Source organism: Pseudomonas reactans, from assembly GCF_013387025.1.
In the GTDB taxonomy this organism is placed as follows: Bacteria; Pseudomonadota; Gammaproteobacteria; order Pseudomonadales; family Pseudomonadaceae; genus Aquipseudomonas; species Aquipseudomonas reactans.
Genome location: NZ_JACAQP010000013.1, coordinates 182,050 through 203,202 on the forward strand (window position 1 = coordinate 182,050; position 21,153 = coordinate 203,202).

20 protein-coding genes are annotated in these 21,153 nt (G+C 58.9%); 12 read left to right on the plus strand and 8 right to left on the minus strand.

The features are described 5' to 3' along the window. Window positions 1-119 precede the first annotated feature (119 nt). The gene (locus tag HX793_RS15985; protein ID WP_177095257.1) at window positions 120-548 is read left to right on the plus strand and encodes a DUF4160 domain-containing protein; all 429 of its coding nucleotides are present in this window, start codon (window positions 120-122) and stop codon (window positions 546-548) included. Further along, window positions 545-1,015 carry a DUF2442 domain-containing protein gene (locus tag HX793_RS15990; RefSeq protein ID WP_016976755.1) on the plus strand — a complete coding sequence of 157 codons (471 nt, stop codon included), beginning with the start codon at window positions 545-547 and terminating at the stop codon, window positions 1,013-1,015. Before HX793_RS15985 ends, HX793_RS15990 begins: the two co-directional genes overlap by 4 nt. Here HX793_RS15990 and trmA read toward each other — a convergent pair. Together trmA and HX793_RS16000 are read right to left on the minus strand one after the other, a co-directional pair. Continuing rightward, window positions 998-2,077 carry a tRNA (uridine(54)-C5)-methyltransferase TrmA gene (gene trmA / locus HX793_RS15995; protein WP_177095256.1) on the minus strand — a complete coding sequence of 360 codons (1,080 nt, stop codon included), beginning with the start codon at window positions 2,075-2,077 and terminating at the stop codon, window positions 998-1,000. The genes HX793_RS15990 and trmA overlap by 18 nt on opposite strands. Continuing rightward, a complete protein-coding gene (locus HX793_RS16000; RefSeq protein ID WP_178905522.1) occupies window positions 2,074-3,369 on the minus strand; it encodes an NCS2 family permease in 1,296 nt (431 codons plus the stop codon). Before HX793_RS16000 ends, trmA begins: the two co-directional genes overlap by 4 nt. Before the next feature lie 173 nt (window positions 3,370-3,542). On the opposite strand from HX793_RS16000, the gene HX793_RS16005 reads away from it, so the two are divergent. After that, window positions 3,543-3,989 (plus strand): DUF4879 domain-containing protein, encoded by a 447-nt coding sequence (locus tag HX793_RS16005; RefSeq protein WP_177053205.1) that lies wholly within the window; start codon window positions 3,543-3,545, stop codon window positions 3,987-3,989. Between the two features lie 119 nt (window positions 3,990-4,108). On the opposite strand, the gene HX793_RS31305 is transcribed toward HX793_RS16005, so the two are convergent. Together HX793_RS31305 and HX793_RS16020 are read right to left on the minus strand one after the other, a co-directional pair. Further along, a complete protein-coding gene (locus tag HX793_RS31305) occupies window positions 4,109-6,430 on the minus strand; it encodes a membrane-targeted effector domain-containing toxin (RefSeq protein ID WP_256354439.1) in 2,322 nt (773 codons plus the stop codon). Window positions 6,431-6,555: 125 nt separating this feature from the next. Beyond that, window positions 6,556-7,794 carry an MFS transporter gene (locus HX793_RS16020; protein WP_177095254.1) on the minus strand — a complete coding sequence of 413 codons (1,239 nt, stop codon included), beginning with the start codon at window positions 7,792-7,794 and terminating at the stop codon, window positions 6,556-6,558. A gap of 318 nt (window positions 7,795-8,112) precedes the next feature. On the opposite strand from HX793_RS16020, the gene HX793_RS16025 reads away from it, so the two are divergent. From HX793_RS16025 to HX793_RS16035, 3 genes are read left to right on the plus strand one after another with little or no spacing between them, the layout of a single operon-like run. Further along, window positions 8,113-9,555, plus strand: a complete 1,443-nt coding sequence (locus HX793_RS16025) for a cytochrome ubiquinol oxidase subunit I (protein ID WP_016976762.1) — start codon at window positions 8,113-8,115, stop codon at window positions 9,553-9,555. 1 nt (window position 9,556) lies between these two features. Further along, entirely contained in the window at window positions 9,557-10,564 is a 1,008-nt protein-coding gene (gene cydB, locus HX793_RS16030) for a cytochrome d ubiquinol oxidase subunit II (RefSeq protein ID WP_095013602.1), read from the plus strand. Window positions 10,565-10,576: 12 nt separating this feature from the next. Beyond that, window positions 10,577-10,744: a DUF2474 domain-containing protein gene (locus HX793_RS16035; RefSeq protein WP_010206690.1), complete on the plus strand. Its 168-nt coding sequence runs from the start codon at window positions 10,577-10,579 to the stop codon at window positions 10,742-10,744. A gap of 79 nt (window positions 10,745-10,823) precedes the next feature. On the opposite strand, the gene HX793_RS16040 is transcribed toward HX793_RS16035, so the two are convergent. Both HX793_RS16040 and HX793_RS16045 read right to left on the minus strand, forming a co-directional pair. Then, window positions 10,824-11,948, minus strand: coding sequence for a methyltransferase (locus HX793_RS16040; protein WP_177095252.1), 1,125 nt, complete (start codon window positions 11,946-11,948; stop codon window positions 10,824-10,826). A 157-nt stretch (window positions 11,949-12,105) separates the two neighbouring features. Beyond that, the gene (locus HX793_RS16045; protein ID WP_177053202.1) at window positions 12,106-12,816 is read right to left on the minus strand and encodes a helix-turn-helix transcriptional regulator; all 711 of its coding nucleotides are present in this window, start codon (window positions 12,814-12,816) and stop codon (window positions 12,106-12,108) included. A gap of 398 nt (window positions 12,817-13,214) precedes the next feature. Between HX793_RS16045 and HX793_RS16050 the strand changes: the two genes are divergently transcribed. After that, complete coding sequence (locus tag HX793_RS16050; RefSeq protein WP_177053201.1) at window positions 13,215-13,991, plus strand: ferredoxin--NADP reductase; 777 nt, start codon at window positions 13,215-13,217, stop codon at window positions 13,989-13,991. 45 nt (window positions 13,992-14,036) lie between these two features. On the opposite strand, the gene mscL is transcribed toward HX793_RS16050, so the two are convergent. After that, window positions 14,037-14,456, minus strand: coding sequence for a large-conductance mechanosensitive channel protein MscL (gene mscL, locus HX793_RS16055; protein WP_010206685.1), 420 nt, complete (start codon window positions 14,454-14,456; stop codon window positions 14,037-14,039). Window positions 14,457-14,743: 287 nt separating this feature from the next. On the opposite strand from mscL, the gene katB reads away from it, so the two are divergent. The 3 genes from katB to radA are packed head-to-tail and all read left to right on the plus strand — an operon-like array spanning window position 14,744 to window position 18,286. Beyond that, window positions 14,744-16,285 carry a catalase KatB gene (katB, locus tag HX793_RS16060; protein WP_177095250.1) on the plus strand — a complete coding sequence of 514 codons (1,542 nt, stop codon included), beginning with the start codon at window positions 14,744-14,746 and terminating at the stop codon, window positions 16,283-16,285. 58 nt (window positions 16,286-16,343) lie between these two features. After that, the gene (locus HX793_RS16065) at window positions 16,344-16,883 is read left to right on the plus strand and encodes an ankyrin repeat domain-containing protein (RefSeq protein WP_038847609.1); all 540 of its coding nucleotides are present in this window, start codon (window positions 16,344-16,346) and stop codon (window positions 16,881-16,883) included. 35 nt (window positions 16,884-16,918) lie between these two features. After that, window positions 16,919-18,286: a DNA repair protein RadA gene (gene radA, locus HX793_RS16070; RefSeq protein ID WP_016976768.1), complete on the plus strand. Its 1,368-nt coding sequence runs from the start codon at window positions 16,919-16,921 to the stop codon at window positions 18,284-18,286. Here the strand turns inward: radA and HX793_RS16075 are convergent. Beyond that, entirely contained in the window at window positions 18,275-18,640 is a 366-nt protein-coding gene (locus HX793_RS16075; protein WP_177053199.1) for a PilZ domain-containing protein, read from the minus strand. The two genes, radA and HX793_RS16075, sit on opposite strands and share 12 nt — an antisense overlap. Before the next feature lie 174 nt (window positions 18,641-18,814). On the opposite strand from HX793_RS16075, the gene HX793_RS16080 reads away from it, so the two are divergent. Together HX793_RS16080 and HX793_RS16085 are read left to right on the plus strand one after the other, a co-directional pair. Beyond that, on the plus strand, window positions 18,815-20,881 hold the full coding sequence (locus HX793_RS16080) for a carbon starvation CstA family protein (protein WP_016976770.1): 2,067 nt from the start codon (window positions 18,815-18,817) through the stop codon (window positions 20,879-20,881). A 15-nt stretch (window positions 20,882-20,896) separates the two neighbouring features. After that, a complete protein-coding gene (locus HX793_RS16085; protein WP_016976771.1) occupies window positions 20,897-21,094 on the plus strand; it encodes a YbdD/YjiX family protein in 198 nt (65 codons plus the stop codon). Window positions 21,095-21,153: the final 59 nt, after the last annotated feature.

Consider the following 21,153-nt stretch of genomic DNA (forward strand, 5'->3'; position numbering starts at 1 on the left):
CATTCGCCGGGTTTTTTGTGCTTACTAATCTGTGAATGAGCTTCGGGAAATGGAGCCGGTTGTCGGGTGGCAAGGGAAAATTGTTACTTGGCGGAAAATAACCTAACGGATGGGTTACGATGCGAGTAGGCACTTACAAAGGCTATGTGATTTCGGTGTTTATCAGGGATGAGCATTGCCCGCCCCATGTGCATGTGCGGGGGCACGAATGGGATGCGCGCTTTCGTTTCAGTTTTCTGGATGGGGATGTGGAGTTGTGGGACGTAGAGCCTGAGCGGCGGCAGCCACCCATGGCGGTTTTGAAAGAGATACGCGGGGCGATCATGCAGCGGCACTACCTGGCGCGGGCACGCAGGATCTGGTGGGACTACCTGCAAACGGTCTGCCTTGAGAATCATTCTTGGGATTGGGAGGCCCGCGAGGTGTTGCCCGGGCTGATCATTCGGCCGGGTGTTTATGTGATCGCGCGCGCCCGGCACGATGTCGTGGGGCAGAAAACAATTTTGAACCTGGTCAGGGCGCCGGGTTTTTTGGAGATTGAGCTATGAAGCAAATCGTAAAAGCCAAAGCGGTACCCTATAAACCACTCACTGAGGCCGACGTCGAAAAGGCGATAGCCCGAGGGCGCAAGACACGGCACCTTTATGCCCGCGCCAGTTCTGTGCGTTATGAAGACAACTGCATTTCCATCGGCTTCAGCGACGGCAGTCGCGTTGTACTGCCGGTGGCTGGCCTGCCCGAGTTCGCGGGGTTTTCCCTGGAGGACTTTGCGCAACTGGAAGTCGGCTTTGGCGGCAAGGCGCTGTGCTGTGAGGCCCAGGACCTGGATGTTTCGGTCACGGGCCTGATCGCCACCAGCAAACCGCTGATGGACCTGGCCACCAGCCTGGTGGCTTCGCGCAATGGCCGCAAAAGCAGCGCCGCCAAAGCCGCCGCCGCCCGTGCCAATGGCAAGAAGGGCGGACGGCCGCGCAAGAAGGAACCGGAAGACGTTGAGTTACCGCCGAGTCAGTAACACCCCGGATTCCATATGGTGCGTCCACGGGAATTGGTCAAACATCGCACACTGGGTGATTTTGTGCGTGTCATGCAGTTGCGCAATGTTCGCCGCCAACGTCTCCGGGTTGCAGGAGATGTACAGAATGTTGTCGAAGCGTCGGGTCAACTCGCAGGTGTCCGGGTCCATGCCGGCGCGCGGCGGGTCGACGAACACGCTGCCGAATTCGTAGCTTTTTAGGTCGATGCCGTGCAGGCGACGGAACGGACGCACTTCGTTCAAAGCTTCGGTGAGTTCTTCGGCTGACAGGCGCACCAGAGTGACGTTATCTACCGCGTTTTCATCGAGGTTGCTGAGTGCTGCGTTGACCGAAGTCTTGCTGATCTCAGTGGCTAGCACTTTGCGCACGCGGGTCGCCAGGGGCAGGGTGAAGTTGCCGTTGCCGCAATACAACTCCAGCAGATCATCCGGGCGATCACCCAGGGCTTCATAAGCCCAGTTGAGCATCTTCTGGTTCACCGTGCCGTTGGGCTGGGTGAAGGCGCCTTCGGGTTGGCGGTAGCTGAAGGTGCGCCCGCCCACATCGAGTTTTTCCACCACGTAGTCATGGCCAATCACATCGCGCTTGCCCTTGGAGCGGCCGATAATGCTGACATTCAAGTCAGCCGCCAGTTTGTTAGCGGCGGTGTGCCAATGCTCATCCAGCGGGCGGTGATAGCACAGAGTGATCATCGCGTCGCCGGCCAGGGTAGTGAGGAACTCCACCTGGAACAGCTTGTGGCTCAGGGCGGCGCTGGCTTGCCAGGCGGCCTTGAGTTGCGGCATCAACTGGTTGATGCGTGCGCTGGCGATGGGAAATTCGTCGATCAGGATCGGCGTGCGCTTGTCGTCCTGGGAGAACATCGCGTAGTGGCGCTCACCGTCTTCGCGCCACAGGCGGAACTCCGCGCGCAGGCGGAAGTTCTGCAGCGGCGAGTCGAAGACCTGCGGCTCTGGCGCGTCGAACGGGGCCAGCAGGTCACGCAGGCGCGTGACCTTGTCTTGCAGTTGAGCGGTGTAGTTTGCGGCGTCAAAAGTCATGCGTTGAACCAGCCCAGCTTGATCACAAACAGAATCGACAGAATCACCAGCGCCGGGTTCAGCTCACGGTAGCGGCCCGAAAGCAGCTTGATGGCGGTCCAGGCGATGAAACCGAAGGCAATGCCGTTGGCAATGGAGTAGGTAAAAGGCATTGCCAGGGCGGTAACCACCACCGGCGCTGCCACAGTGATGTCGTCCCAGTCGATTTCGGCCAGGCCCTGGGTCATCAGTACCGCGACGAACAGCAATGCTGGTGCAGTAGCGAAGGCCGGTACGCTGGCGGCCAGTGGCGAGAAAAACAAGGCCAGCAGGAACAGAATCGCGACCACGATGGCGGTCAAACCGGTACGGCCACCGGCGCTCACGCCCGCAGCCGATTCGATGTAGCTGGTGGTGGTCGAGGTACCCAGCAGCGAGCCGGCCATGGCGGCCGTACTGTCGGCAATCAACGCACGGCCCATTTTCGGCATATGGCCGTCCTTGCCCATCAGGCCGGCGCGCTTGGCCACGCCGATCAGGGTGCCGGAGTTGTCGAACAGGTCAACGAACAGGAAGGCGAAGATCACGCTGACCAGGCCGATATCCAGCGCGCCTTTGATATCCAACTGCAGGAAGGTCGGGGCCAGGGATGGCGGCATCGAGACAACGCCGCCGAAGGGGGTGACGCCCAGCAGGATCGAGACGATGGTCACCGCCAGGATACCGATCAGTACGGCACCGCGCACCGCTAGGGCTTCCAGGGCGACGATCAGGATAAAGCCAAACGTAGCCAGGATCGGCGCGGGTTTTTTCAGGTCGCCCAAGCCCACCAAGGTGTTGGGGTTGCCGACCACGATCCCGGCGTTATGCAGGGCGATCAGCGCCAGGAACAGGCCGATACCGGCGGCAATCGCCGAGCGCAGCGGCAGTGGGATGGCGTTGATGATCCATTCACGAATACGAAAGATCGACAGCAGGAAGAACAGCACCGCCGAGATAAATACCGCACCCAGCGCAACCTGCCAGGTATGGCCCATGTGCAGGACCACGGTGTAGGTAAAGAAGGCGTTGAGGCCCATGCCCGGCGCGAGGGCGATCGGGTAATTGGCGATCAGGCCCATCACGGTCGAACCGATGGCGGCCGCCAGGCAGGTCGCGACAAACACCGCGCCCTTGTCCATGCCGGTCTCGCCGAGGATGCTCGGGTTCACGAATAGGATGTAGGCCATGGCCAGGAATGTCGTGATGCCCGCGAGGATCTCGGTGCGCACGCTGGTGTTGTGTGCCTTGAGTTGAAACAGCTTTTCCAGCATGCCTGCTCCCTGTGACGCTCTGTGGCGTCGTGATTTGTTGACCTCTAAGTCAAAGCACAAACTGCGCCAAGCGCCTGTGGTTTCAGAGAGGATCGGAAAAAGCGGCGCATCATACCAGCAGCCGAGGCCTTGAGGCATACTGCGCCGACGTTTAAACCAAGGTCATTTGCAGCATGAAAAACGCCAGCCCGTGGAGTCTAGTCCTGATCCCCTGTATCAGCCTGTTGCTCGGCGCGGCACCGGCCTGGGGCGCGACTGCACCGCCGTTGAGCGAAGTGCGGGTGTTCCAGGTTGAGTCGGCAGCGTGTAAGGAAAGCATCCCCGAGCGCGCGCAGAGCACACAGATGTGTACGCACCGTGGGCCTACCAAGGTTTCCGTCATGGAGGTGGGCCTCGGTAACAACCCCATGGGCCGCTTCGATGGCGCTGAATTGAATGGGCAACGCACGGCGGTCTGCCAGGTCGGCAACATCAGCGAGGTTTGCGATGGCGCAGGTACGCTGATGGGTTACGTCTATGTGTTTGACGTAAATGTCGAGGCTGCGGGCTGGTTCGAATACAGCAACTCCTCGATCAACCCGCCGCAGAACACCCTGAAGACGCAGCTCAATATCCGCTGATCAATCAGCTTGAACGCTCAATACCCCGGGCAGTCGTACCCCTCAAGACGGCGACTTCCCTGAACGCCGCGGACGTACACCAACCCGTGAGGTGTTTATGAGCGCGACCCCCAATGGTTTTACATCTCGATATAGAGTTCTGTTTTGTCTCGAGATTGAATGACAGAGGTTCCTTTGTTTGGAACCGCCGTGTCTATGGACACACCGGTTGCGCCTGTCAGCTGAGAGATACCTCGAATAGGTGGCTCGCCGTCATAGGTAAACACGTGATCGCTGCCGACTCGCGCAACCCACTTGCCCTGAGGGTTCACAGCCTGATCGCGTTCGATTAATTTGCTCGCGTAGTAGTTCATGTTTTTAAGGCGCGTGCTTTTAGGCTCCACGGAAGGCACATCAATCGCTTTGACGCTGATACCGTGCTTTCGCATCGTCAACAGCAGTTCTCGATTGGTGTAGGCGCCATGTCCGCTATGAGCACGGTCAATGAGTTTTAAATTGCTCTTCAGCTCCGGTGAAAATTCACCCGTTTTGAAAAAACGATCCAGGTCGGGTTGAAGTGCATGGTCGAACCCCTCCGAATATAAAGTGGTTACACCGTTTTTCTTGAACTCGCCTGCGTTGTCAATTAGGAAGCGTATGCCGGCAGATTGCGTATGATCCTCGCCGATAATCATGCCGGGTGATTCTTTATAGACGGTCTTGATGACTTCGGTTGGCGATGCGTTCGGAGGTAGCTCCGGAAGAACGGGCCTCGCTATTGTTTTTGCGTTTTTATGATAGTTGTTAGCGTCATGTTTCAACTGTTTATCTATTTTCTCGTTCGTTTTCGCCGATGATGAAGGTTCACCTTCAGCCGGATAATCATAAGCGCCGGGGTCAAACGGTTGGGACTTGGAGCTTCCCACCCCTCCACCGCTGACCCCCCGCCTTTTCCAAACGCCCTCTTCATCAGGCTTGGCAATTTTTCCGCTACTGACCAACTCTGTGGGGGCCCCCGGCTTTTCCAAGCGCAATAAATAATGTTGACCATCACCAGCATCCGGGCTTTCCGAGACGAAATAGTCCCGACCTTCAAATGTTATTTTTTTCATGCCCGGATGGTTGCCGGTTTCAACGACGGGCGCTTCGTTGTGTACTTCCGATTCAGCTTTGGGCGCGGGCTTATTTTGTGCTCCGCTGTAAGGCGAGTTTTGCGACCCGGGCAAATTTTTTCTGGCCGGGCTGTTGGGTTTCAATGCAAGCCCATCAGCCAAGTCTTTCTTTTCCTGAACACTGAGCGGCTCATTTCGAAGCGCCTTTGCCAGCAGGCTGCCCAGCCCCCTGGCCAGTCCATAATAGGGGACGAACCCCTGTGCGATGTCACCGACACTGCCGAGGATCGAATCCATCTTCGATTTGTCGACGCCGAATACTTTGCCGATCTGATTGTTTGTATTCAGATCAAGCAGCAACGCACTAAAGGGATTGTCAAAGTAACGTTCAACGGTGTCTGCCGTATTTCGATTGACGCCGAAAACCCGTAATGCGTCGCTGATACCCGAGGCGGGGTGTTCAAGATGAGTAAGCAGTTCCTCGTAAAGTCCCCTGATATCGTTCGCACCCACCTTGTCGGCGGCTTCGTTGTACACCTTACTGTTGAACTCGCTGAGCGTCATTGGCACCAGTGGGCTGTAGGTGTTGTTCAAACCGTTCTTTACAAAATAAAAATTGCTCTTTTGATCTTCGCCTAAAAAGTTGCCGTAGGCGTCGTATTGAAAAAATACTTTCTCTCCATCGTTTTTCTGCCCTGAATAAAGCGCACGTCCCTCAGGTGAAGTGCGTTCATGTTTAACATTCATCAAACCATTGACCGACGCCGGCGGCGCGGCGGGATCTTTATCCAGCCGCGCGAAAATATCGTTGCCTTCATTCGCATAGGGGCCGACAACGGCGTTGACCTCATTGTCTTTGAATTGGCTCATGATATTGATAACGCGGGCTGTTCTGGCAGGAGAACCGCCCTCTGCAAAGTGCTGGCTGAAGGCCTCTAGTTGCTGGGGGTCGTTGGCAACTGTTTTTAACCATGTATTCATTTCTTCGACGGTCTTGAACGATTGAAACGAACTTCCGTCTTTTTCTGGAACATAAACAACGATATTGGGTCCGTCGGACACAGGGGGGGCACGTTGTATGAAAATGATGTCCTTGGCTTGAATCCCGTCCACGGCAAACGTTTTGACTTGCACCTGAAGGTTTTTGCCTTTACCCGGCCACATTACTGCATCGACCATCTTATTGACGTCAGGGCTCATGCGCCCGCTGTTCAAGTCTTTTGCAACGCTCTGCGTGAACCGGTCCTTGGTGGTCTGCAAGATGTAGCTGTTGTCGGAGGTATCCCACGAGATGGCAGATAATGGATGTGTGTGCGTCGTTGCAGTGGGGGCCGTGCTAGCAGTCTTCATAGTTGTTATCAGTCGGAGGTAGGTCGAAAGTTATTTAGGCCTTGCAGGAGATTTCCCGCGAGGCCGTCACTCCCTGTGTGGTAACGATGTAGGAACTCGTTCCACCTACCTGCCATCGACGAGGCTTAAGCGCTTTTTTCGGGCCTCGGCACATGCATTCGGTCGCGATTCGCCAGCGTCGGAAACAGCTTGATCCACACCCCCGTCACCACCAGCGTACCAATCCCGCCCATGACCACGGCGGGTACGGTGCCGAACCAGTGGGCAGTAATCCCTGATTCGAACTCGCCCAACTGGTTGGACGCTCCGATAAACAGTCCGTTGACCGCACTGACCCGCCCGCGCATTTCATCCGGCGTCTCCAACTGCACGAAGGACGCGCGGATGACCATGCTGATCATGTCCGCCGCGCCCAGCACCACCAGCACGGCCAGGGAGAACCAGAACGAGGTGGACAGGCCAAAGGCGATGGTCGCCACACCGAACACGCCGACGGCCGTGAACATCACGCGGCCCACATGGCGGTCCACCGAAAAGCGCGCGAGCCACAGTGACATCAACAACGCGCCCACCGCCGGCGCCGAACGCAGCAGGCCCAGGCCCCAGGCGCCGGTCAACAGGATGTCTTTGGCAAACACCGGCAGCAACGCGGTGGCGCCGCCCAGCAGCACGGCGAACAGGTCAAGGGAGATGGCCCCGAGGATGTCCGGGCGGCTGCGGATGAAGCGGATGCCGGCGAGCAGGGAGTCCAGGGTCGCCTTGCCTTTGTTGAGTGGCGTCTGGCGGGCGGGCAGATTGAGGGTCAGCGCGCAGGCAATGAGGTACAGCACCACCGTTGGGCCATACACCCAGACGCTGCCAAACGCGTAGAGCAATCCGCCGAGCGCCGGGGCGACGATGGTTGCCAGTTGCTGGGCCGACTGCGACGAGGCCACGGCTCGCGGGAATAGCGCGCTGGGCACGATGCTGGGCAGCATCGCCTGTGTGGTCGGCATTTCAAACGAACGCGCGGCACCGAGCAGGAAGGCGAGGATGAAGATCATCTCGCGGGTCACATTGCCGGTCAGCCCACCGATGGCCAGGCTCAGGGCGATCAACGCCTGCACAGTCTGGCAGATGGCGGCGACCTTGCGCCGTTCATAGCGGTCTGCCACATGCCCGGTGTGCAACATGAACAGTACGCGGGGAACGAATTCCACCAGGCCGACCAAGCCCAAGTCCAGCACATTGCCGGTCAGTTGATAGAGGTTCCAACCGATAGCCACGGTGAGCATCTGGAAACCGCTGGCGGTAAAGATGCGCGCCAGCCAGAACGCGATGAAAGGGCGGTGGTGACGCAACAGCAACGCGGGTTCACTAGGCATCGGGGGTTCAGGTCAGGGCCGGAGGGAGCGCCGAGATTATCATCAAGTTGTAACAGATAGTTGCAAGAACTGATCTGAGGCAGTCTGTCACGCGGCAAAAGACCACGCCGTCCTACATCGAAAATGGGACTACTCTTTCAGCAATGCTTGATCCAGATCAATGTCCGCCCGGGCATCGACCTGGCGGCCGCAAGGCCAGATTCCCTACGCGGTGGGTTAAAAAAAGAAACGAATTGAAATTCGCCAGACTCCATATCCGTGGGGGCAGTGGGTGCAGGCTCCCGCCAGCAGCCGGTATTACCTGACAGAGGAAGACTTATGTTCGGTTTGGAGGCGCTAGATCTCGCCCGAATTCAATTTGCATTCACCATCTCTTTCCACATCCTGTTCCCGGCGATCACCATCGGCCTGGCCAGTTACCTCGCGGTGCTGGAAGGCTTGTGGCTCAAGACGCACAACGACACTTACCGTGACCTTTACCACTTCTGGTCGAAGATCTTTGCCGTCAACTTCGGCATGGGCGTGGTCTCCGGGTTGGTCATGGCCTACCAGTTCGGCACCAACTGGAGCCGCTTCTCGGACTTCGCCGGCGCCGTCACCGGGCCGCTTCTGACGTACGAAGTGCTCACGGCCTTCTTCCTCGAGGCCGGTTTCCTGGGCGTGATGCTGTTCGGCTGGAACAAGGTGGGGCGCAACCTGCACTTCTTCTCCACCGTGATGGTGGCTGTCGGCACCTTGATTTCCACGTTCTGGATCCTCTCGTCCAACAGCTGGATGCAGACGCCCCAGGGCTTTGAAATCATTGATGGCCGTGTGATCCCGACCGATTGGTTCGCCGTGGTCTTCAACCCCTCGTTCCCTTATCGCCTGGCGCACATGGCCACGGCGGCGTTCGTTGCCACCGCGTTCTTCGTCGGCTCCTCGGCGGCCTGGCACTTGTTGCGTGGCAAGGACAACCCGGCCATCCGCAAAATGCTCTCGATGGCGATGTGGATGGCGCTGATCGTCGCGCCTATCCAGGCCGTGATCGGTGACTTCCACGGCCTGAATACCTTGAAGCACCAGCCGGCGAAAATCGCCGCGATTGAGGGCCACTGGGAAAACATCGGCAACGAACCGACGCCGTTGATCCTGTTCGGCTGGCCGGACATGAAAGAGGAAAGGACCAAGTACGCCGTCGAGATCCCGTACCTGGGCAGCCTGATCCTCACTCACTCCCTGGACAAACAGGTGCCGGCGCTCAAGGAGTTCCCGCCTGAGGACCGCCCTAATTCGACTATCGTGTTCTGGTCGTTCCGGGTCATGGTCGGCCTCGGCTTCCTGATGATCTTCACCGGCCTGTTCAGCCTCTGGCTGCGCCGGGGCGACAAGATGTACACGTCCAAACCGTTCCTCTACCTGGCGTTGTGGATGGGGCCGTCCGGCCTGATCGCGATCCTTGCCGGTTGGTTCACCACCGAGATCGGCCGTCAGCCGTGGGTGGTCTACGGCTTGATGCGTACGGCTGATGCGTCCTCCGGGCATAGCCTGGCGCAGATGACCATCACCCTGGTGTTGTTCGTGGTGGTGTATTTCGCGCTGTTCGGCGCAGGCCTGGGCTACATGATGCGCCTGGTGCGCAAAGGCCCTGTGACCCACGAAAGCACCGAGCCAACCCACGGTGGCCCTGGCCAGAAACGCACACCGGCCCGTCCGTTGTCGGCTGCCGATGATGATGGCAACGATGACGACCACACCCACATCCAGCACAAGGGGCATTGAGATGGGTATTGATCTTCCGCTGATCTGGGCCGTGATCATCATCTTCGGCATCATGATGTACGTGGTCATGGACGGCTTCGACCTGGGTATCGGCATCCTGTTTCCGTTTATCCCCGGCAAGACCGACCGTGACGTGATGATGAACACCGTGGCCCCGGTCTGGGACGGCAACGAAACCTGGCTGGTGTTGGGTGGCGCGGCGTTGTTTGGCGCGTTTCCGCTGGCCTATTCGGTGGTGTTGTCGGCGCTCTACCTGCCGCTGATCCTGATGCTGATCGGGCTGATCTTCCGTGGCGTGGCGTTCGAGTTCCGCTTCAAGGCCAAGGACCATAAGCGTCACCTGTGGGACAAGGCGTTTATCGGCGGCTCGTTGGCAGCGACGTTCTTTCAGGGCGTGGCACTGGGGGCGTTTATCGACGGCATTCCCGTGGTGGATCGCCAGTTCGCCGGTGGTTCACTGGACTGGGCCACGCCGTTCACGATGTTCTGCGGTGTGGCGCTGATCGTGGCCTATGCGCTGCTGGGCTGCACCTGGCTGATCATGAAGACCGAAGGCCCGTTGCAGGAAAAGATGCACAACCTGGCACGGCCGCTGGCCTTCGTGGTGTTGGCGGTGATTGGCATTGTGAGCATCTGGACGCCGTTGACCCACCCGGAAATCGCCTCGCGCTGGTTCACCCTGCCGAATCTGTTCTGGTTCCTGCCGGTGCCGATCCTGGTATTGGTGACCATGTACGGACTGATCCGCGCGGTGGCGCGTAATGCGCACTACACGCCATTCCTGCTGACGCTGGTGCTGATTTTCCTGGGCTACAGTGGTTTGGGCATCAGCCTGTGGCCGAATATCATTCCGCCCTCCGTGTCGATCTGGGACGCCGCCGCACCGCCGCAGAGCCAGGGCTTCATGCTGGTCGGCACCTTGTTCATCATTCCGTTCATCCTGGGCTACACCTTCTGGAGCTACTACGTGTTCCGCGGCAAGGTCACCCACGAAGACGGTTATCACTAGGAGGGTCGTTTCATGTCCGGCAAACCTTCGTTGCACGAGATCGAACAGGCCGAGAAACAACCGTTGTGGCGGCGCTTGGGGTGGCTGGCGATGATCTGGACCGGCAGCGTGCTGGCCCTGTTTGTCGTGGCCAGCCTGATGCGCATGTTCATGAATGCGGCGGGCCTGACCACTCACTGACATCCCGATCCGGGCCTGACGGCTCGGCTTTCCAACCCTGCTTGTCGCGAGAGAAGCAGGGTTTTTTTATTGACGGGCTTTATTTACGGGCTTTGAGGATCACGAATTTTGGCGTGGTCGCGACTTGCTCGACACCCCGGAACAAACGCGCCAGTTTGGTGTGATATCCAAGGTGGCGATTGCCGACTATATAGAGAGCACCGCCCACCACCAGCGCTTCCCGGGCCTGCTGGAACATGCGCCAGGCGAGGAAGTCACCGACCACCTGCTGCTGGTGGAAGGGTGGGTTGCACAGAACGACGTCGAGTGAACCGGGCTCCTGGCCGGCCAGGCCATCGGCGGCGCGTATGGCTACGTCGCGATCACCGAGGGCGGCTTGCCAGTTTTCGGCCGCCGATTGCACGGCCATATAGGACTCGTCTACCAAGGTGTACTGCGCTTCGAGGTTTTGCAGGGCGCTGGCAATCGCCAATACACCGTTGCCGCAACCCAAGTCAGCCACACGTGCGTTGCCCAGGTTTTTCGGCAGGTGCGGCAGGAACGCGCGGGTGCCGATGTCCAGGCTTTCGCGGCAGAACACGTTGGCGTGGTTCAGCAGTTCGATAGACGGCGTGTCCAAGGTGTAGCGGGTGGGGTAGGGCGAGACTGCCGTTGGACGGTCTTGTACAGTGGCAATCAGCAGTCGCGCCTTTTTTACCCCAAGCGATGCCTGCATCGGCCCGATGTAACGCTCCAGCAACTCGCCCGCTGCCCGTGGCAGGTGTTTGATCATTGCCCCGGCGATAACCTGAGCGCCCGGCGCGAGTCGGCCCTGCAGGCGGATCAGTTGCTCTTCCAGCAGCGCTAGGGTTTTCGGTATGCGGATCAGCACACAGTCGAAAGGCCCAGCCGGACCTTGGCTGGCGGGGATGAATGCCACTGCATCAAACGCCTTGCCGTTACGTACCAGGTTCTTCTCCAGGCCCTGGGCAGCCAGGAACGAATCACCGCTGGACGTGACCTGAACCTGCCCCTGAAGGCTGGCGGCCAGCGCGCCGAAGCTGTCATTGAGCACCAGCACACGCGTCCCAGCAGTCGGTTGCTGCTCGGCCAGATAGTTGAGCAGATACTCGTCGGCGGCATCGAAGGCTTGTAGCGGATCGTTATGTTGCTCTGGCTGACGGATCAGGTCGAGTTGGGCGAAGTGGCTTTCGAGCAGGGGCATGGCGGGGGAGGCTCTGGGTCGTCGATGGGAGTTCGGCAATCGCTGCAGAACCCTCTGAGTGAACTACGATGCGGGCCGGGGGGCAGCATCAACACTCAGAATTGACTGTAAATGTTACTTTTTTTCCAGAGGGATTACATGCGGTGTTTCCAGGCGATTAAAAACAGCCCATTTGGGATGCCCTGAGCACTGCGGCGATCTTGTTATTGACCCCCAGTTTCTTGAGCGCACTGGCGATGTGAAACCCTATCGTACGCTCTGACAGGCACAGGATTGTGGCGATTTCTGCTGCGGTCTTGCCCAAGCCTGACCATTTGAGAATTTCTGTTTCCCGCGGGGTCAGCTTGCAGGGAGGTTTGAAACCGGGAGCGTCGGCAAATTTCTGTGCCACTACCGCATGCAGGGCATGACACAGCCACAGCACGCGGCCGGCTTTTTCATACAACTCTGCCGGGCTGACTTCACCTTTGCCACGTCCAAGGGTCAGCATGCTGAAGATACCCTGGAAATCATGTACTGCTTGAGTCCAGCCCCGGTGCACGCCATGGGATTGGGCCAGTTGCCATAAACTGGGTGCGGCACCAAATGCCTTTTCTTCCCAGAGGATGGGCAGTACGCAACGTTTGCAGTGGGCTACAACGGGGTCTACATCGAAAAAGTGTGCTTGTTTGTAGGTTTTATTCCATTCAATTGGATAGTTGTTTATGTTAAATGGTTGCGTTTGGTTGTTTGGTAGTTGAGAACTCATCGTAAAGGAACAAAATTGGAAGCCAAGTTCTAACGTGTGATTGAGGGCCATTTCAAAAACACTGTTTATCTGGTTCTCGCCTTCCAGTTTGGGGAGCCTCGTATTGCGCCAGCTAATCATTGGTCACTCTCCATGAGATCCTACTTGCTGCGGGTAAGTCCTTACCCCGCAGCTGCACGAGACTGAGTGTAGGATATGGCCTACATAATTAAGTGAAAAAAAAGTTAAAAGTCTTTTATTGTTAAGTTCTTGGCGCTTGTACAAAGAGTAAGGATTTGTGCAAGTTGCGCTCATGTTTAATTTTTTGATACGAATTAGAGAGTTGTCAGTGCTGTCAGATTGATGGCTATTAAAAACACTGCGTCATCTGATAGGTCATTTAGTGTTTGCTAATAGCCAAATGGTTAGTCTTAGTTCGTAGGCCAACGCCTTGACAAGCGCGAATGCCAGTACAAATCAGCGGTGTTTGCGCTCGTCACTTTGAGGGACACTAGGGCACCTGTAGAACGGAGCCCCCCATGACCGCCAGTGCTGAGAAATTTACCCGCCAGACCTTGCTCGACGTGCAATCGCTGACCCCCAGCCTGTTTACCCTGCGCACCACCCGCGATCCGGGCTTTCGTTTCACGGCGGGGCAGTTTGTGCGTTTGGGGGTTACCAAAGCGGATGGCAGCACCGTATGGCGCGCCTATTCGCTGGTGTCCTCACCGTTTGATGAGCATCTGGATTTCTTCTCGATCGTCGTCCCCGGCGGTGAGTTCACCAGCGAGCTGAGCCGGCTGCGGGTAGGCGATACCTTGATGGTGGAGCGCCAGGCCACGGGCTTCCTGACCTTGAACCGTTTCGTGGATGGTCGCGACTTGTGGATGCTGGGGACTGGCACCGGGGTGGCGCCGTTTTTGTCGATCCTGCAGGACTTCGAGGTCTGGGAGAAATTCGAGCGCATCATCCTGGTGTACAGCGCACGGGAAGCCAAGGAACTCGCGTATCAGACGCTGATCAAGGCGCTGGGTGAGCGTGAATACCTCGCCGAGTACGCACACAAACTCACCTACGTTCCCACCGTCACCCGTGAGCAGCATCCCGGCGCGTTGAATGGGCGCATCACCACGCTGATCGAAAATGGCGAGCTTGAGCGCGCGGCCGGCGTCGAATTGACCCCGGAGCATTCCCGCGTGCTGATCTGCGGCAACCCGCAGATGGTCGATGACACGCGTCAGTTGCTCAAGCAGCGCAACATGAACCTGAGCTTGAGCCGCCGCCCCGGCCAGGTGGCGGTGGAAAACTACTGGTAATAAAAAAGGCGCCTCTAGCAGGCGCCTTTTTTCTCAAGCCGGTCTTTACAGACGCGGCTTGTCGTTCTGTGCCTTGAGCAGATCGCGGATCTCACCCAGCAACACTTCCTCCTTGGTCGGCGTCGGCGGCAGGCTTGGCGCCACGGCCTCTTCACGCTTCAGGCGGTTGATCGCCTTCACACCCATGAAAATCGCAAACGCGACGATCACAAAGTCGATGACGCTCTGGATGAACTTGCCGTAGGCCAGCACCACCGCAGGCACATCGCCCTGTGCCGCCTTGAGCGTTATCGCCAGGTCACCGAAGTCCACGCCACCGATCAACAGACCGATTGGCGGCATCACCACGTCGCCTACAAACGAGGAAACAATTTTGCCGAAGGCGGCGCCGATGATGATACCGACGGCCATGTCGACCACATTACCTTTGACCGCGAAGGCCTTGAACTCACTGATCACGCCCATAGGTTATTCCTTGTTACAGATGAGAAGGGTGGGACTCAGTGTAAGTCAGTCGTAGCGGGCTTGCCCGACACAACCGTTAACACTGTTAGCTTTTATCGACACATTAAAACGCAAATAGTTTGCAAAGTGCCACCAGTCGCGCGCGAAATACGCCTGATATCAGTGACTTAACAGATTATTTTATTAATCGGGTTGTTGTGGCTTTTCTATTTATCTTCTGACCCTCGGGTCACTAGCCTCTGGCAAGCACAACTGAATGTGCACTAAAAAAACCAGAGGAAACCTCGATGAAGACCCCAATGAGCCGCGGGCCCGTTTCAGCGCGATACGCGCTGGTACTGGCGACCGCCAGTTTGCTTTCCCTTTCGGTACACGCCGCCAACCTGACGCGCGACAACGGCGCTGCAGTAGGCGACAACCAGAACTCGCAGACCGCCGGCGCCAATGGCCCGGTGTTGCTGCAAGACGTGCAGTTGATCCAGAAGCTGCAGCGCTTCGATCGCGAGCGCATCCCCGAGCGCGTGGTACACGCCCGTGGTACCGGCGCCCACGGTACTTTCACCGTCACCGACAACCTCAGCGACCTGACCAAGGCCAAGGTATTCGCGGCTGGTGAAGCCACTCCGGTGTTCGTGCGCTTCTCTGCTGTGGTCCATGGCAATCACTCTCCGGAAACCCTGCGTGACCCACGTGGTTTCGCCACCAAGTTCTACACCGCTGAGGGCAACTGGGACCTGGTAGGCAACAACTTCCCGACGTTCTTCATCCGCGACGCGATCAAGTTCCCGGACATGGTCCACGCCTTCAAGCCGGACCCGCGTACCAACCTGGATGATGATTCCCGTCGCTTCGACTTCTTCTCCCACGTGCCCGAGTCCACCCGCACGTTGACCGAGCTGTACTCCGACTCCGGTACCCCGGCCAGCTACCGGGAAATGGACGGCAACGGTGTGCACGCCTACAAGCTGATCAACGCCAAGGGCGAAGTGCACTACGTCAAGTTCCATTGGAAAAGCCTGCAAGGCATCAAGAACCTCGACCCCAAGCAAGTCACCGAAGTGCAGGGTCGCGACTACAGCCACATGACCAACGACCTGGTCACTCACATCAACAAGGGCGATTTCCCCAAGTGGGATCTGTACGTGCAGGTGCTCAAGCCTGAGGACCTGGCCAAGTTCGATTTCGACCCGCTGGACGCCACCAAGATCTGGCCGAACGTGCCTGAGCGCAAAGTCGGGCAGATGGTGCTGAACCGCAACCCGGCCAACGTGTTCCAGGAAACCGAGCAAGTGGCCATGGCCCCGGCCAACCTGGTGCCGGGTATCGAGCCGTCCGAGGACCGTCTGCTGCAAGGCCGCGTATTCTCCTACGCCGACACCCAGATGTACCGCCTGGGCGCCAACGCCCTGCAACTGCCGATCAACGCACCACGGGTGACCGTCAACAACGGTAACCAGGACGGCGCGATGAACTTCGGCAAGACCACCACTGGCGTGAACTACCAGCCAAGTCGTCTGCTGCCACGGGACGAGCCGCAAACCGCGCGCTACAGCCAGTCAGCCCTGTCGGGCAGCACCCAGCAGGCGAAGATCCAGCGCGAGCAGAACTTCAAGCAGGCCGGTGATCTGTACCGCTCGTTCACGAAGAAAGAGCGTCAGGACTTGATCGAGAACTTTGGTGGCTCGCTGGCGACCACCGATGACGAGAGCAAGCACATCATCCTGTCGTTCCTGTACAAGGCCGACCCGGAATACGGCACTGGCGTGGCCAAGGTTGCCAAAGGTGATCTGGCGCGCGTGAAGGCGCTGGCGGGAAAACTGACTGACTGATCCGTTGGTTCTGGTCGGCGCCCTTGATGAGGCGTCGACCTTTGGCAGGAGAACACCCATGCGAGTTTCTATCGGATTGCTGATGGCCATGCTGGCCTTTGTCGCCCATGCCGAGTCTCCCGACCCGGTCGCACTCAAGGCCCAGTTGCAAGACTACTATTTCGACGCCGCCCGCCGAGGCGACCTCGACATGCTCAACACCTTTATCGACTCCGGCTATAGCCTCAACACCCAGGACGACAAGGGCTACACCGCGCTGATCCTCGCCGCTTACCACGGCCAGGGCCCGTTTGTTGAGCGCTTGCTCAGCGCGGGTGCTGACGCCTGTGTGCAGGACAAACGCGGCAACACGGCGCTGATGGGCGCGATCTTCAAGGGCGAGCTGAAAATCGCCCAGCGCCTGCTGGCGACCGACTGCAACCCCGACCAACGCAACGGCGCCGGGCAGACGGCGGCCATGTACGCCGGGCTGTTCAAGCGCGTCGAGTTGCTGGATGAATTGAAGGCCAAGGGTGCCGACCTCAACGCCGAAGACCCGATCGGCAACAGCGCTTCACGATTGGCCAGCGGTGAAATCCGGACCCCGGCGTCGCGCTGAGCTATCATCGCGGTTTTTCGGTTGGAGGTTCTCAAATGGCAAAGGCCAAGCGCATGTACGGCTGCACGGAGTGCGGCGCGACCTTTCCCAAGTGGGCCGGCCAGTGCACCGAGTGCGGCGCGTGGAACACCCTGACTGAAACCATGATCGAAAGCGGCGGCGCTGCGGCCCCCACCGGCCGCGCCGGCTGGACTGGGCAACAGGCGCAGATCAAGACGCTGGCCGAAGTCAGCGTCGAAGAGATCCCGCGTTTCTCCACCGCCTCCGGTGAATTGGACCGTGTGTTGGGCGGCGGCCTGGTGGACGGCTCGGTGGTGCTGATCGGTGGCGATCCGGGCATCGGCAAATCGACGATCCTGCTGCAAACACTGTGCAGCATCGCCAGCCGCATGCCGGCGCTGTATGTCACCGGCGAGGAATCCCAGCAACAAGTGGCCATGCGCGCCCGTCGCCTGGGGCTGCCCCAGGATCAACTGCGGGTGATGACCGAGACCTGCATCGAAAGCATCATTGCCACGGCGCGTATCGAAAAGCCCAAGGTCATGGTGATCGACTCGATCCAGACGATTTTCACTGAGCAATTGCAGTCAGCGCCGGGCGGCGTGTCCCAGGTGCGTGAAAGTGCGGCGCTGCTGGTGCGCTACGCCAAGCAGAGCGGCACGGCGATCTTCCTGGTCGGTCATGTGACCAAAGAGGGCGCACTGGCCGGGCCACGGGTGTTGGAGCACATGGTCGACACCGTGCTGTATTTCGAAGGCGAATCCGACGGCCGTCTGCGCTTGCTGCGGGCGGTGAAGAACCGTTTCGGCGCGGTCAACGAACTGGGCGTGTTCGCCATGACGGACCGGGGGCTTAAAGAAGTCTCCAACCCTTCAGCGATTTTTCTCACGCGTGCCCAGGAAGAAGTCCCTGGCAGCGTGGTGATGGCAACGTGGGAAGGCACCCGGCCGATGCTGGTGGAAGTGCAGGCGCTGGTGGATGACAGCCATCTGGCCAACCCGCGCCGCGTGACGTTGGGCCTGGATCAGAACCGCCTTGCGATGTTGCTCGCCGTATTGCATCGTCACGGTGGCATCCCGACCCACGACCAGGACGTGTTCCTCAACGTGGTCGGCGGGGTCAAGGTGCTGGAGACCGCATCCGACCTGGCGTTGATGGCGGCGGTGATGTCCAGCCTGCGTAACCGGCCGTTGCCCCATGACTTGCTGGTGTTTGGTGAGGTGGGCCTGTCGGGTGAGGTGCGTCCGGTGCCCAGCGGCCAGGAACGCTTGAAGGAAGCTGCCAAGCACGGCTTCAAACGCGCGATCGTGCCCAAAGGCAATGCGCCGAAGGAATCGCCGCCGGGGATAAAGATCATTGGCGTGACGCGCCTGGAACAGGCGTTGGATGCACTATTCGAGTAGGGCGCCCAGCTCGCGCTCCAACTCTTGCTGATCACCCAGGTTCAACTCGATCAGTCGTCGCAAATGGCTGATCGAGTCCAGGTCGATGTGCTGGCACACAAACCCAAGCTGCCCGTGATCGTCATGGGCCAGCTTCACCTGCATCTTTATATGCGCCCGTGGGTCCAGCCGGATGTCCACGTCAAATAGCCGCTTGCTATTACCCCGCCAGTCGTCAGGGCGCTCCACCAGCAAGCCCCGCAGCGATAAATCCAGCAGTTGCACCGGCCAATTCCAGCTGTCCTGGGCAATGGTCGTCTTGGCATCGAAGGCGATACGACGGAAACGGCGGCGTTCAGACGGTTGCTCGGTCATGGTGAAACCCTCTGGAGATAGAAGGATTGTAGCCCTGAGCCATCATCGGGCATTTATTTCTGCTTTTTTTGCCTGCGCAAGGCTCTAGACCAACGTAGGGGGGTGGCCTTTGAGGCCAACAGCGCTAAACTCGGGATGGCTGTCCTTTCTGTCCACCCTGGCTGGAATATAAAAATGAAAAATAATAATAGCCTGCTACGCCACCTACCCTGGCTGGTGTTGGCAATCGTAGGAGCGTGCGCCCTGGGCGTAGTGGCCTTGCGCCGCGGCGAGGCGATCAACGCCTTGTGGATTGTGGTCGCTGCTGTGGCCATCTACCTGGTTGCGTACCGTTACTACAGTCTGTTCATCGCTAACAACGTGATGCAACTCGATCCACGGCGGGCCACCCCCGCAGTGCTCAACAATGACGGTCTGGACTATGTGCCGACCAACAAACACATCCTTTTCGGTCACCACTTTGCGGCAATTGCCGGTGCAGGTCCGCTGGTCGGCCCGGTGCTGGCGGCGCAAATGGGCTACCTGCCCGGCACGCTCTGGCTGATTGCCGGCGTGGTGCTGGCCGGTGCGGTGCAGGACTTCATGGTCTTGTTCCTGTCCACCCGTCGTAACGGCCGTTCCCTGGGGGACATGGTTCGCGAAGAGATGGGCCGCATTCCGGGGACCATCGCGCTGTTCGGCTGCTTCCTGATCATGATCATCATCCTCGCGGTGCTGGCGCTGATCGTGGTCAAGGCCCTGGCCGAGAGCCCATGGGGGATCTTCACGGTGATGGCGACCATCCCGATCGCGATGTTCATGGGCATTTACATGCGCTACATCCGCCCGGGTCGCATTGGCGAAATCTCGATCATCGGCGTGCTGTTGCTGCTCGGTTCTATCTGGCTGGGCGGGCAGATTGCCGCTGACCCTGTCTGGGCCAAGGCCTTCACCTTCACGGGCATTCAAATTACCTGGATGCTGATCGGCTACGGTTTTGTCGCCGCAGTGCTGCCGGTGTGGCTGATCCTGGCGCCGCGTGACTACCTCTCCACCTTCCTGAAAATCGGCACCATCATTGCCCTGGCGATTGGCATCCTGGTCACCATGCCAGAGCTGAAAATGCCGGCCCTGACCCAGTTCATCGACGGCACCGGCCCGGTGTGGAAGGGCGGCCTGTTCCCGTTCCTGTTCATCACCATTGCCTGTGGTGCGGTCTCGGGTTTCCACGCGCTGATCTCCTCGGGCACTACGCCCAAGTTGCTGGATAACGAAACCAACGCCCGCTACATCGGTTACGGCGGCATGTTGATGGAGTCGTTCGTGGCCATCATGGCGATGGTCGCTGCATCGGTGATCGAGCCAGGTGTGTACTTCGCCATGAACAGCCCGGCTGCCGTGGTCGGCAGTGATGTGGTGACTGTGGCGCAAACTGTCAGCAGCTGGGGCTTTGCGATTACGCCTGAGGCGCTGTCAGCCGTCGCCCATGACATCGGTGAAACCACCATCCTGGCGCGTGCCGGCGGTGCACCGACGTTGGCGGTCGGTATCGCGCAGATCCTGCACAGTGTGCTGCCGGGTGAAAACACCATGGCGTTCTGGTACCACTTTGCGATCCTGTTCGAAGCGCTGTTCATCCTCACGGCCGTGGATGCGGGCACCCGTGCCGGTCGCTTCATGCTGCAAGACCTGCTGGGTTCCTTCGTGCCGGCGCTGAAACGCACCGAGTCCTGGACCGCTAACCTGATCGCGACCGCCGGTTGCGTGGCGATGTGGGGTTACCTGCTGTACCAAGGCGTGATCGACCCATTGGGCGGCATCAACACCTTGTGGCCGCTGTTCGGTATCTCCAACCAGATGCTGGCAGGTATCGCACTGATGCTGGCCACCGTTGTGCTGATCAAAATGAAACGCCAACGCTACATCTGGGTGACCATGCTGCCGGCCGTCTGGCTGCTGATCTGCACCACCACTGCGGGCTTCATCAAGCTGTTCGACGCCAACCCGGCGATCGGCTTCCTGTCGCTGGCGAAGAAATACAGCGATGCATTGGCCAACGGCCAGATCCTCGCCCCGGCGAAGAGCATCGACCAGATGCAGCACGTGATCTGGAACGCCTACACCAACGCAACGCTGACGGCGCTGTTCCTGTTCGTGGTGTTCAGCATCCTGTTCTATGCGCTCAAGGTCGGCGTCGCCGCCTGGGGCAACAAAGAACGTACGGATAAAGAAGCCCCGTTCCAGGCTGTTCCGGACGCGTGATCGAGGATTGCAACCATGTTCAATGACATCAATCGCCTCGGTAAATACCTCGGTCAGGCCGCGCGCCTGATGGTCGGCATGCCCGACTACGATACGTACGTCGAGCATATGCAAACCAAACACCCGGACAAGCCGGTGATGGACTACAAGGCGTTCTTCCGGGAACGCCAGGAAGCCCGTTACGGCGGCAAGGGTGGGCCCAAGTGCTGTTGACCCGGTAGTTCGGGTGGCGGCGATCCCTTGTGGGAGCGGGCTTGCTCGCGAAGGCGGTC